Here is a 12,367-nt window from a genome sequence, read left to right on the forward strand (position 1 = left end):
ACTCAGGTCTCGTGCGTGACCTGCGGTGGATCTAGACTCGCCCGATGGCACATGACGCGGATGTCATCGTCGTCGGCGCGGGCCTCGCCGGTCTCGTCGCGACCGCAGAGCTCGCGGACGCGGGCCGCAAGGTCATCCTCCTGGATCAGGAGCCGGAAGCGACCCTCGGCGGCCAGGCCTGGTGGTCGTTCGGCGGGTTGTTCCTGGTCGACACGCCCGAGCAGCGCAGGCTCCGGGTCAAGGACTCGCACGACCTCGCGTTGCAGGACTGGCTGGGCTCCGCGGCGTTCGACCGCGACAGCGATCACTGGCCCCGGCTGTGGGCACAGGCCTATGTGGACTTCGCCTCGGGCGAGAAACGTTCGTGGTTGCACAACATGGGGGTGCGCTGGTTCCCGTTCGTGCAGTGGGCCGAGCGCGGCGGTTACCTCGCAGGCGGCCACGGCAACTCGGTCCCGCGCTTCCACGTCACCTGGGGCACCGGGCCGGGCATCGTCGAGCCGTTCGAGCGGCGCGTGCGCGAGGCCGTGGCGAAGGGGCTCGTGACGCTGAAGTTCCGGCACCGGGTCACCAACGTCAACGTCACGAACGGTGTGTGCGACGGCGTGGCCGGCGAGGTGCTGGAGCCGTCGCCGGTGGCACGCGCGGAGCCTTCGTCGCGCAAGGTCACCGGGGATTTCTCGCTGTCGGCGCAGGCCGTGATCGTCACGTCCGGTGGCATCGGCGGCAATCACGACATGGTGCGGCGCAACTGGCCGGAGCGGATGGGCACGCCGCCGAAGTTCATGCTGTCCGGCGTACCGGACTTCGTGGACGGGCACATGCTGGAGGTGACCCAGAAGGCCGGCGGCGCGATCATCAACGCCGACCGCATGTGGCACTACCCGGAGGGCATCGCGAACTACGCGCCGGTGTGGTCGCGGCACGGCATCCGCATCCTGCCCGGCCCGTCGCCGCTGTGGCTGGACGCGAACGGCGAGCGGCTGCCGATCCCGCTGTTCCCCGGCTTCGACGCGCTGGGGGCGTTGCAGCACATCACCACGAACGGGCACGAGCACTCGTGGTTCGTGCTGAACAAGAAGATCATCGGCAAGGAGTTCGCGCTGTCGGGCTCCGAGCAGAACCCGGACCTGACCGGCAAGGACACCCGCGCCGTGCTGAAGCGCGCGTTGCCGGGCGCGGTGGCGCCGGTGGAGGCGTTCGCCCAGAAGTCCAAGGAGTTCATCCAGGCGGGGACGGTCGCGGACCTGGCCCGCGGGATGAACGCGCTGACCGGTGACGACCGGATCGACGCGGCCGCGCTGGAGAAGATCATCGTCGAGCGCGACCGGCAGGTGACGTCGGGGCTCGGCAAGGACATGCAGGTCAACGCGATCCGGGCCGCGCGGCACTTCCTCACGGACAAGCTGATCCGCGTGGTCGAGCCGCACCGGTTGCTGGATCCCAAGGCCGGTCCGCTGATCGCCGTGCGGTTGTCGGTGCTCACGCGCAAGACGTTGGGCGGCCTGCACACCGACCTCTCGTCGCGGGTGCTCGACAACTCCGGGCAACCGGTGCCGGGGCTCTACGCGGCAGGTGAGGCCGCCGGGTTCGGCGGCGGTGGCGTGCACGGTTACCGCGCGCTCGAAGGAACCTTCCTCGGCGGCTGCCTGTTCTCCGGGCGGGTCGCCGGGCGTTCGGCGGCGGACGCGGTTTCCTAAGTTACACAACCGAACTGAGACAACGGGTTCGCCGTTCCTTGCGCAAAATGCCCTCTGCGGAAGGAACGGCGAATGCTGTTACGAGGTGGAATCGTGGCCGCCCTGCTCGTGCTCATGGCGGGTACGGCGGTCGCGGACCCGTCCATCCAGGTGGTCGGCGGCACGCGAGCGTCCATAAAGGACAACCCGTTCGCGGTGTACCTCGCCCCCACCGCCGACACGCGTGACCCGAGGTGCACCGGGGTGGTGGTCGCACCGAACAAGATCCTCACCGCCGCGCACTGCGTCGACGAGGGCGTGACCGGGCCGAAGCCGATCCCGTTGAACAAACGCGTCGTCGTGGCGGGCCGCGAGAACGTGCACAGCACCGGCGAAGGTGTCGTCGCGAAGCTCACGAAGATCGTCATCAACCCGAAGTACGACGGCATCTCGTTCGACTCGGCGGTGCTGACGCTCGACCGCGTGCTCACCCAGAAGCCGATCAGGATGGCCGGCGCCGCCGACCGCCACCTGTACGCGCCGGGAAAGTCCGCCACGGTCATGGGCTGGGGTGCGGTCAAGGAGGGCGGCAGCACCAACGGATACCTGATGAAGGCCCAGATCCCGATCCTCGAGGACGAGACCTGCCGGGTGTTCTGGGGTGACGACGGCGAGGGCAGCGACTTCTACGAGAACCGTTCGATGATGTGCGCCGCCGTCATGAAGGGCGGGATCGACGCCTGCAACGGCGACTCGGGCGGGCCGTTCGTCGCGGGCGGCAAGCTCATCGGCCTCGTGTCGAAGGGTCAGGGCTGCGCGCGGCCGGACCACCCGGCGATCTACGCGCGGGTCGACGCGATCAACTCGTGGGTCGCGAAGGAGATTCTGGCCTGATCCCGCGTGGTGGACGCGGGTTGACGCTCCCCCGCCTTGCGGCTGTGCTGGAGGCATGACGCAGATCGGTGTTCTGGTCGGCAACCCGCGGCCCGCCTCCCGCATGCTGCAGGCGGCCCTGACCCTGCGCGAGGCACTCGCCTCGACGCTGGGCGTACCCGTCGACGGGCCGGTCGTGGACGCGGCGACGCTCGCCTCCGCCGTGTTCACGGACGCGGACACGATCAAGGCCGCGCTGGCGGCGCTCGGCGAGGCGGAAGTGCTGGTGGTGGCCACGCCGACGTACAAGGCCGCGTACACCGGCCTGCTGAAGGCCGTGCTGGACCAGGCGCCGTCCGGGTGGCTGCGGGGCAAGGTCGTGGTGCCGTTGCAGATCGCGGCCTCGGACAAGCACGCGCTGGCCGTCGAGGTGCATCTGCGCCCGGTGCTGACCGAGCTGGGAGCCCTGGTGCCGCAGGCGTTGTTCCTGAACGAGGCTTCGTTGCCGGCGCACGTCACCGACTTCGAGCTGGAGGCCGATGTGCTGAAGGCGCTGGTCCGATGAAGGAGCAGCTGCGGGACGCGTTGAAGCACCACGCCCAGGCCGTGACGATCGTGACGGCTCACGGCGCGGACGGACCGGTCGGCACGACGATCAGCTCGTTCAGCTCGGTCTCGTTCGAGCCGCCGCTCGTCGTGGTGTGGATCGGCGAAGGTGCTTCGGTGTGGCCGGTGCTGCGGACCGCGCCGTTGTTCGCCGTGCACCTGCTGGACACCGCGCAGACCGGACTGGCGGATCTGTTCGCACGCAAGGGCGCCGACCGGTTCGGTGCCGGCACGCGGTGGCGGCCGGACGACGACGGCGTGCCGTGGCTGCTGGACGCGCCGGTGCGGCTGCGGTGCCGGACGTCGCGGCGGATCGCGGTCGGTGACCACGTGGCGCTGATCGGCGAGCCGCTGGACATCACGCACGCCGAGATCGCCGCGCCGCTGGTGCGGCACCAGGGGCGCTACACCTCGGTCGCCTGACGCACGCTGAAGCCGTTGGCGTGCACAAAATCCGGGAACTGCGAGGCCGGGACCGGTTCGAGGCGGCACTTGAAATGCCGCAGGATCGCCGGTGATTCGACCAGTCGGTAACCACGCATCCGCTCAGGGTTGCGCGCGATCGCCGCGATCGTCTCCGCGACGTACTCGAGATGGCTCTGCGTGTAGGTGCGGCGGGGCACCGCGAGCCGAACGAGCTCGTGCCTGGCGGGTTTGGTCAAAGTGCCGTTCTCGCTGATCGTTCCGTGGAAGAGCGATCCCAGCTCGACAGACCGCACGCCACCGGCGAGGTACAGCTCGACGGCCAGTGCGTGACCGGGGAACTGATGCGGCGGGATGTGCGGAAGCAGGCGACCCGCGTCTACGTAGACCGCATGCAGTCCCGATGGCCGTACAACGGCGACACCCGCGCCCTGGATCAGCTGTGCCAGGTAGTCCGTCGCCGCGGCCCGCGCGCGGAGGTACTCGGGGTCGGTGACCTCGCGCAGGCCCTGGGCGAGCATGTCGAGGTCGCGCCCGGAAAGTCCGCCGTAGGTGGGAAAGCCCTCGCTCGCGATGAGCAGTTGCTCGCAGCGGGCGGCCAGTTCCGCGTCCCGCAACGCCAGCATCCCTCCCATGTGGGCGATGCCGTCCTTCTTCAAGCTAGCCACGCAGCCATCGGCCAGTGCGAACGCCTCCTGTGCGACGTCGTACGGCCGCAGGTGCCCGTAGCCGGGCTCGCGCTGGACGACCAGCCACGCGTTCTCCGCGAACCGGGCCGCGTCAAGGAAGAACGGCGTGCCGTAGCGGCGGCAGATCTCGCTTGCCGCACGCAGGTTGGCCATCGACACGGGCTGCCCGCCGCCACCGTTGTTGGTGATCGTCATGATCACCAGGCCGACGCCGCCCGCGTTCGGAGAGCTGAGCGTTCGTTCGAGCTCCAGGACGTCGATGTCACCCTTGAACGGGTGGTCGCTGTCCATGTCGGCGGCTTCGGGACACGGCAGGTCCCGTGCCTCGCAGCCCAGCATCTCCACGTTCGCGCGCGTGGTGTCGAAGTGCGTGTTGCTGATGGAGACCTGGCCGGGTTCGAGCAACGTGGTGAACAGAATCCGTTCGGCGGCACGGCCCTGGTGCACGGGAAAGATGTGCGGATAGGACGTCAGCTCGGCGACGACGTCCCGGAACCGGTAGAACGAGCTACCTCCCGCGTACGACTCGTCGCCGCGCATCCCCGCCGCCTGCTGTTCCGCGGAGAGCGCACCGGTTCCCGAGTCGGTGAGCAGGTCGATCGTGACCTGGTCGGCACGCAGGTTGAACAGGTTGTACCCGGCGGCCGAGATCAGCTGTTCCCGCTCGGCGCGTGTGGTGATGGCGAGGGGCTCGACCACCTTGATTCTGTAGGGCTCCATCAGTTGCATGAGACCGACGCTAGGTGCGTCTGTTGCGAGCCACGTCTGTTCGACAGGAACGGTTCCGATGACCGGTTCTAATCACCTAGCGTGCGGAGAAGCGCACTTACGATGATGTCGTTCTGCCGGAACGCCGGGGCGTTCGTGTGCGGCCGCGCGAACGCCGCGAACGCCTTCCCTGTCGTATAAGGACCGACGGCGAACCGGACCGGATCCTCCTCTCCCTGCTCGTTGATCAGCCGGCCTTCCGCGGTCACCCGCACCAACCCGGCCGCGTCCTCGGAAACGTCACCGACCGCGCGCAACGACCGCAGCACCGGATCCTCCGTGCGGGACAAGGAGTGTGCAGGAAGCCGAGCCTCGATCAGGCCGTTGGCGCGCACCACGTCCGGTGTCGTCGGGCTGCCCGCGAGAAACGCACCGTCCACCGCCTCCACCCACATGTCGGCGCCGACGAACCGCACGATTCCCGCGCGGGACAACGCCAGCAGCTCCTCCAACCGGTCCGGCGGCGGGCCGGAGGCGAGGTAGCTGAAGTAGCCGTGCCACCAGCCGTCGTGCGGCATCAGCTGCGGCAGCTGACCGTAGACCGACAACAGGGCCAGAAACGCCCCCAGATCGGCGCTGTGCCGCGGATCCGAGCGGCGGGTCACGTCGGCCTCGATGTAGGACCGCAGGTGCTCCTGGAACTCCTCAGCGGTCGCGAACGTGAGTCCGGTCAGCGGACGGTCGAGGCGCTCGAAGTCGATCCGGTCGGCCGGATCGGGTACCGCCAGGACCTCCAGCTCGCGCATTTCCTCGCTGTACCAGTCCAACGCCGCGAACGCGGTCGCGAACTCCACGAAGGAGATCCCCACCAGGCCGGGATGGCCGGTGAAGAGTTCGTGGTAGTAGCCCCAGGCGATCTCCTTGGCCATCAACGGCCACACGTCGTCGCGGAAGTCGAGCCGCCACCCCCGCAAGGCGTCCGCGACGAAGAAGTGCGGTAGCGACGGACGAGTTCCCTGCAGTCGGTAGCCGGTCTTCGAGTGGTACGGGACACCGCGCCGCGAACCCACGTAGAGCGTCGGTTCCGCGCCAGAAGGGAGGTATTCGAGCCGATCGGTGCGCACGTACCGGCCGCCGCGCCCTTCGGTCAGCAGCACCATCAGGTCGACGAACGCGAGCCCGAAGCCGCGCAGCACCACGTCACCCTCGACCGCGGACAGGTCGGCGTCGGCCGAGTACAGCGGCGGCACGTAGACCAGGCCGTGCTGCGTCGCGTGGTCGGCGAGCTTGCGGTGCTCCGGTTCGGGTTCGGCGTCGAGGTGACCCAGAGCCAGCACGAGGACGTCCGCGTTCAGCGAGTCGCCGTTGTCCAGCCACACCCAGTTGCCGACGACCTTCAACGCCTTCGCCCGATGCACGGACACAGAGATGTTCGGTGGCAGAGATTTCCTTACGTGGTCGAAGAACCACGAGAGATACCGGCTCTGCACCTGGCGTGACGGGAACGACGTCGGTTCGACATCGGTCCACTCCGCCAGTGACGGACCGGGACAAATCGGGCCCGCGCCGTCGAACGAGGAGTCGGTGAAGACAGTCACGTCCTCGGCCATGGAGTTCATGCGCAGCAACGGGGATTGGGCGTGCCGCCACACCCGGCCCGCGCCCGGCGGGAACGGGTCGACGACGTGCACGGTCAGCCGCACCTCGGGCGACTGGGCCGCGATGCGTTCCAGCAGGCCGGCGGCACGGGGGCCGCCACCGATGATCACGAGTGAGCGCATGCGCGTCTTTCCGTTGATGGGCAACGAGAAACGAGCCGCGCCCCTCAACGCAACACCACCACAGTACCCCGCGCGTGCAAGCAAATCCCGCTCTGTGGACGTCGTTGCGGCGAACGAGATCCAGGTGTGCACTCGAAGGGCGTTTCCCTCGACGCGCCCAAGTTCCACTACCAGCTCTGGGGTATCGGCCATGCCAGTTGAGTTTCTCGGGATCGCCGCCACGAACGACGGGTCGGAGACGACACCGCGGTCCGGCGGAGCGTTCGACAAGGACTACACGATCAGGCTCGCGCGGGCACACGAGGACCACGGGTGGGACCGCGTGCTGTTCGCCTACGGGTCGGGCGCTCCGGAGCCCGCAGCGGCGGCGGCCTACCTCGCCACCAAGCTCGACAGGCTGCAGATCCTGCTGGCGCACCGGCCGAACGTGTCCTACCCGACGTTCGCGGCCAAGACGTTCGCGACGCTGGACCAGATCAGCGACGGCCGGATCACGGTGCACTTCATCACCGGCGGCACCGACCACGAGCAGCAGCGCGAGGGCGACTACCTGACGAAAGACCAGCGCTACAGCCGCACGCGCGAGTACATCCAGATCGTCAAGAAGGCCTGGACCAGCCGGGAGGCGTTCGACCACGAGGGCGAGCACTACAGGTTCGCGGACTTCGTGAGCGATGTCTTTCCGGTGCAGCAACCACGCCCGAACGTTTCGTTCGGCGGCTCCTCCCCTGCCGCGTATGCCGCGGGTGGTGCGGAAGCGGACATCTTCTGCCTCTGGGGCGAGCCGATCGAGGAGACCAGGCAGCAGATCGAGTCCGTCAAACAGGCGGCCAGGGATGCGGGCCGCACCGACGTGCCGAGGATCCAGGTCGCGTTCCGGCCGATCATCGCGCCCACCGAGGAACTCGCGTGGGAGAAGGCGTATCGCACGCTGGACCGGATCGAGGCGCGGAAAGCGAACGGCCCGCTGAGTCGCCGGCATTCGCTGACGAATCCGGAGAACAGCGGCTCGCAACGGCTGCTGGCCGTGGCGGAACGCGGTGAACGATTCGATCGGGCTTTGTGGACGCCCACAGCGAAAGCGACCGGCGGCGCCGGCAACTCCAACGCATTGGTCGGCACTCCCGAGACGGTCGCGCAGGCGTTGCTCGACTACTACGACCTCGGCGTGGACATCTTGTCGGCGCGCGGTTACGACCTGCTGGACGACGCGATCGACTTCGGCCGGTACGTGATTCCACTGGTGCGCGAAGAGGTCGCCAAGCGGGACCGGGCCAAGGCCGCATGACCACACTCGAAGTGCGCCGCGTCCGGCAGTCCGACCCGGACGCGGCGCCGTTGGTCGCTGAGCTGACGTACGAGTACACGTCCCGCTACGGGCCTAGGGGCGCCCAGGAGATGCAACGGCCGGCCGACGTGTTCGAGCCGCCGAACGGGCAGTTCCTGCTGCTCCTGGAGGCCGGCGAGGCCGTCGCGGGCGGGGCGTTCATGCGGCACGACGAGGAGACCGCCGAGCTGAAGCGGATCTGGACGCACTCGCAGCACCGCAGGCGCGGGCTGGCGCGCCGGGTGGTCGTCGAACTGGAGAAGGAGGCGCTGGCGTTCGGGTACCGCCGGATCTACCTGACCACCGGGCCCCGCCAACCGGAAGCAAAAGCGCTTTACCTCGCAACCGGTTACACACCGTTGTTCGACGTCGACGCCGATCCGGTGACAATCGGGCACCTCGCCTTCGATAAGCGGCTCGGGTGATTCGTTGGTTCAAACGAGTGAATTCTTGGATCAACCCAGGATTTGCGACCGGAACTCGGGGTTCGGTTGGACAGGTCTGGCGTGATCAGTAAGCTTGTTCGTTGGACCCACACCCGGTGGTGGTACTGGACGGGGCTGTCACCCGTTCGACCGAATCTGGCGGAAGTGGGTTGCGAGGCGTATCGAATGGCGCCCGACGATCGATCAACGGATCACACCGGTCCCCACGAATGGCCACCTGAGCTGAATGAACATGGTCGACAGCCGAGAGCCCGCCGTTCGCTGGGCGGCGGCGATCTCCAACACCCTTCTCGCGAACCTCACGCGCGAGAAGCTCGAGGAGCTGCTCGGCGGATTCGTCGAGCAGCTGCTCACCGGCGGTGTTGCCGAGGCTCGGCAGGTCGGGCGATCCCTGGTGGCGAACGACTTCATCGCCTCCTCGACGCTGGAACAGACGCTCGCGTACCTCGGTGACCACGCGCCCGTGACGCCGGCTCAGCTCGGCGCGCTCGCCGCGGGCTACGCGGAGGGGTTGCGCGACCGCACGCTGGACCAGCAGGAGATCAGCCGCACGGCCGCGATCAACACGATGCGTCGCGCGGAAAGCGCTGTCCGGGTGAGCGAGGCGAAATTTCGGGCGATCTTCCACAGCGCCGCGTTCGGGATCATCGTGAGCAGCCTCACCGGCGAGATCATCGACGTCAACGAGGCGTTGCTGACGATGCTCGACTACAAGCGCGAGGACATCCGCACGCTGAGCGGCCGCGACCTGGTGCACCCGGACGACCGGGTGGCGCTGAGAGAGATGGCCCAGCAGCTGATCGCGTCCGACCACGACAACATCCGGGTCGAGAAGCGGATGATCCGCAGCGACGGCGAGACGATCCAGACGCACATGGCGATCTCGTTGGTGCGTGAGGAAGATGGCGCGCCGCCGTACTTCGTGACGATGATCGAGAACATGAACGAGATGCGCGCGCTGCAGACGCAGCTCGTGCGGCAGAGCCTCAACGACATGCAGACCGGGCTGCCGAACCGGGCCCAGTTCCTCGGCTGGCTCGAGGGCGCGGTCGGCACGAAGGGGCCGGAGGCGCTGGCCCTGGTGCAGGTCGACATCGACGGGTTCCGCGGCGTGAACGACGCGTTCGGCCACGAGGCGGGCAACCGGGTGCTGATGCACGTCGCGACGCATCTGCGGGCGGTGTTCTCGGAGCAGGTCGGCAAGGTCGCGCGCATCGGCGAGGACGAGTTCGGCGTCCTGATCAAGGACCCGCAGGACGTGCGCAGCGTGATCGCCCTGGTCGAGGAGTTCACCAAGCAGCTCGAAGAGCCGATCTGGATCGGCGCGAACGGCGTCGGCGTGACGACCAGCGTCGGCATCGTGGCGAGGGCCGCCCGCGGTGGCGACGCCGTGGATCTGCTGCGGGCCGCGGACGTCACGGTCGGCTGGGCCAAGCGCGACGGCAAGGCCCAGTGGGCGCTGTACGACCGCGACCGGGACCTGCGCGACAAGGAGAGATACGCGCTCGCCGCATCCATCCCCGGCGCGCTGGAAGAGGGCCAGTTCCGCGTCGACTACCTACCGGTCTACTCGCTCGCCGACGGCTCAGTCCTCGCGCTCGAAGCGAAGATCGTCTGGAACCACCCGGTCCACGGGGTGCTGTGCCCCGACGTGTTCCTCGACCAGACCTCCGACAACGGCATGATCGTCCGGCTCGTGCGCTGGGCACTGGAGGACGCGTGCCGGCAGGCGGGCCAGTGGTACGAGACGCTGGGCTCGCGCACACCGGCGTTGTCGATCGACCTGCCGCCACGGCTCTGCCAGGAACCCGAACTCGTCGCCGAGGTCTTCCGCGTGCTGGACCGCACCGGCCTGCCCGCGTCGCAGCTGCGGTTCGAGCTGCACGAGCACCTGCCGGCGCTGCTGAACGACGAGCAGATGGAAGAGCTGACGATCCTGGCCGAACGCGGCGTGGGCCTCGTCCTCGACCAGATGAACGGCGGCAACGTCGGTGTCGACCGCCTCCGCCTGCTGCCGCTGACCGGCGTGAAGTTCACCGGCACCGTCGTGCACGGCCTGGACGCGGGCGCGAACCGGGTGGACGAGAGCGCGTCGGTGGCGCTGCTGCAGTGGGCGTCGATCCTGCGGCTGCCGCTGTACGCCGAGGGCGTGCGGACCGAGACCGAGGCACGCCGCCTGGCACTGCTCGGCGTCTCGGGCGGCCAGGGCTCGCACTTCGGGCCGCCGCTGTCGGCCGACGAGGTCTCCGGGCTCCTTCTCACGTAATTCTTATCAGGGTTTCTTTGGCTTTCCCCACAGGTTGCTCACATGATGGCGGTCCATCGTGGAGTCATGACCGAGCAGAGCTTCCCCGCGATGAGCGGGTCACTGGCAGAATCGCAGCCCGCCGTTGCGCCGGCGCCGAAGTTCTGGCGCCGCACGGCTCCTATGGTGACGGCGGCGGCGCTCGTCGCCGGCCTGTTCGGAGGTGTCACCGGAGCGGTGATCGCCTCGCCGGACGGCACCTCACCGAGCACTTCCGTCGTGGCGCAAACGGTCTCCAACACGTCCACACTGGACTGGAGCACGGTCGCCTCCGGCGTCCTGCCCTCGGTGGTGCAGGTGAACGTCGGCAACGGCCTCGGCTCCGGCGTGATCCTGTCGGCGGACGGCAAGATCCTCACCAACAACCACGTGGTGGCAGCGGCAGGCGGCCAGGTCACCGTCAAGCTCAACGACGGCCGCGAGGTGCCGGCCACCGTCGTCTCCACCGACCCCACGTCGGACCTGGCCGTGCTGCAGGCTTCCGGGGTGTCCGGGCTGACGCCGATCAAGTGGGCGAACTCGGACCAGGTGAAGGTCGGTGACGCCGTGATGGCCATCGGTTCGCCGTCCGGCCTGCAGGGCACCGTGACTACCGGCATCGTCTCGGCGCTGGACCGCAAGGTGACCGTGCCCGGCGAGACCCGGCGCTCCGGTTCCGTTTCGTACCAGGCCATTCAGACCGATGCGTCGATCAACCCCGGCAACTCCGGTGGTGCGCTGGTGAACGCAGCCGGTGAGCTGATCGGGATCAACTCGGCGATCTACTCGCCGGCTTCCAGCAGTGGTGAGGCCGGGAGTGTGGGGATCGGGTTCGCCATCCCGTCCAACCAGGCCAAGCAGATCGTGGACAAGCTGAGCTAACTGATCACGTCGAACGTGCACTTGGCCCCTGGAGCGGAGGCCAAGCGCACGTCGCACGTGATCAGCGTGGCGCGAAGCTGCTCGGCCAGCGCGACGTACGCGGCGTCATACGGGGTGATGTTGTCCCGCAGTTCCCACATGCGGGACAACAACGGCGCCAACGCCATCCGGCGCACGGGCAGGCCGGTCAGGTGCTGCAGCGCCGAAGGCACCGCCGCGGCAAGCGCCGGGGCGTTCCTCGACATCGTGCGCAACGCCGAAACCACCTCCACATCGAGGTGAGCAGGGGCGAACAAAGCGTGCCCAGCAGACATGCGGACGACCGTCTGTTGACGCCGAGGATCACTGGCCGAGTAGAACGCGGCCAGTACGGATGCGTCGACCACTGCGAGACTCATGAAGCGTCCCGCACCTCGCGCACAGCGGCTGTCGCGTCTTCCACCGTGATTCCGGTTCCGCTGGGTGGCTCGTAGGTCGCCAGGTAGTCGCCGATGCTCAGCACCTGGGCGACTTCGGACAACCTCTCCACCACGAACGCGTTCAACGACTGGCGGCTCGCTGCGGCACCGTCCGCGAGCGCCGCGTAGACCTCGTCCGGCACATCTCTCAGGTTCATCCGCTTCATGGTGCCATTGTGGCACCAATCGCCCCGATCGGGGCATCCACGTT

The 12,367-nt window shown here is 68.2% G+C and carries 12 protein-coding genes; 8 read left to right on the plus strand and 4 right to left on the minus strand.

Features of this window, described 5'->3' with window-relative positions:
- The first annotated feature begins 44 nt into the window (after positions 1-44).
- The 4 genes from ACIA8G_RS16320 to ACIA8G_RS16335 all read left to right on the plus strand — a co-directional run bounded on the left by ACIA8G_RS16320 (position 45) and on the right by ACIA8G_RS16335 (position 3,581).
- Positions 45-1,700 (plus strand): FAD-binding dehydrogenase, encoded by a 1,656-nt coding sequence (locus ACIA8G_RS16320; protein WP_396419286.1) that lies wholly within the window; start codon positions 45-47, stop codon positions 1,698-1,700.
- A gap of 93 nt (positions 1,701-1,793) precedes the next feature.
- On the plus strand, positions 1,794-2,573 hold the full coding sequence (locus tag ACIA8G_RS16325; protein WP_396419287.1) for a S1 family peptidase: 780 nt from the start codon (positions 1,794-1,796) through the stop codon (positions 2,571-2,573).
- Between the two features lie 55 nt (positions 2,574-2,628).
- Positions 2,629-3,117, plus strand: coding sequence for an NADPH-dependent FMN reductase (locus ACIA8G_RS16330; protein ID WP_396419288.1), 489 nt, complete (start codon positions 2,629-2,631; stop codon positions 3,115-3,117).
- Positions 3,114-3,581 (plus strand): flavin reductase family protein, encoded by a 468-nt coding sequence (locus tag ACIA8G_RS16335; RefSeq protein ID WP_396419289.1) that lies wholly within the window; start codon positions 3,114-3,116, stop codon positions 3,579-3,581. The genes ACIA8G_RS16330 and ACIA8G_RS16335 overlap by 4 nt, the downstream gene beginning before the upstream one ends.
- On the opposite strand, the gene ACIA8G_RS16340 is transcribed toward ACIA8G_RS16335, so the two are convergent.
- Positions 3,563-4,999, minus strand: coding sequence for a tryptophanase (locus tag ACIA8G_RS16340; RefSeq protein ID WP_396419290.1), 1,437 nt, complete (start codon positions 4,997-4,999; stop codon positions 3,563-3,565). The two genes, ACIA8G_RS16335 and ACIA8G_RS16340, sit on opposite strands and share 19 nt — an antisense overlap.
- 68 nt (positions 5,000-5,067) lie before the next feature.
- Positions 5,068-6,759 carry an FAD/NAD(P)-binding protein gene (locus ACIA8G_RS16345; protein ID WP_396419291.1) on the minus strand — a complete coding sequence of 564 codons (1,692 nt, stop codon included), beginning with the start codon at positions 6,757-6,759 and terminating at the stop codon, positions 5,068-5,070.
- A 190-nt stretch (positions 6,760-6,949) separates the two neighbouring features.
- Between ACIA8G_RS16345 and ACIA8G_RS16350 the strand changes: the two genes are divergently transcribed.
- The 4 genes from ACIA8G_RS16350 (at position 6,950) to ACIA8G_RS16365 (ending at position 11,698) form a co-directional block, all read left to right on the plus strand.
- The gene (locus tag ACIA8G_RS16350; protein ID WP_396419292.1) at positions 6,950-8,047 is read left to right on the plus strand and encodes an LLM class flavin-dependent oxidoreductase; all 1,098 of its coding nucleotides are present in this window, start codon (positions 6,950-6,952) and stop codon (positions 8,045-8,047) included.
- A complete protein-coding gene (locus ACIA8G_RS16355; RefSeq protein ID WP_396419293.1) occupies positions 8,044-8,511 on the plus strand; it encodes a GNAT family N-acetyltransferase in 468 nt (155 codons plus the stop codon). The genes ACIA8G_RS16350 and ACIA8G_RS16355 overlap by 4 nt, the downstream gene beginning before the upstream one ends.
- 253 nt (positions 8,512-8,764) lie before the next feature.
- On the plus strand, positions 8,765-10,798 hold the full coding sequence (locus tag ACIA8G_RS16360) for a putative bifunctional diguanylate cyclase/phosphodiesterase (RefSeq protein WP_396419294.1): 2,034 nt from the start codon (positions 8,765-8,767) through the stop codon (positions 10,796-10,798).
- A gap of 66 nt (positions 10,799-10,864) precedes the next feature.
- A complete protein-coding gene (locus tag ACIA8G_RS16365) occupies positions 10,865-11,698 on the plus strand; it encodes a S1C family serine protease (protein WP_396419295.1) in 834 nt (277 codons plus the stop codon).
- Here ACIA8G_RS16365 and ACIA8G_RS16370 read toward each other — a convergent pair.
- Together ACIA8G_RS16370 and ACIA8G_RS16375 are read right to left on the minus strand one after the other, a co-directional pair.
- The gene (locus ACIA8G_RS16370; protein WP_396419296.1) at positions 11,695-12,096 is read right to left on the minus strand and encodes a type II toxin-antitoxin system VapC family toxin; all 402 of its coding nucleotides are present in this window, start codon (positions 12,094-12,096) and stop codon (positions 11,695-11,697) included. The genes ACIA8G_RS16365 and ACIA8G_RS16370 overlap by 4 nt on opposite strands.
- Complete coding sequence (locus ACIA8G_RS16375) at positions 12,093-12,314, minus strand: hypothetical protein (RefSeq protein ID WP_396419297.1); 222 nt, start codon at positions 12,312-12,314, stop codon at positions 12,093-12,095. The genes ACIA8G_RS16370 and ACIA8G_RS16375 overlap by 4 nt, the downstream gene beginning before the upstream one ends.
- Between the last annotated feature and the right edge of the window lie 53 nt (positions 12,315-12,367).

Origin of the sequence: Lentzea sp. NPDC051213 (assembly GCF_044455585.1) — a bacterium.
In the GTDB taxonomy this organism is placed as follows: Bacteria; Actinomycetota; Actinomycetes; order Mycobacteriales; family Pseudonocardiaceae; genus Lentzea.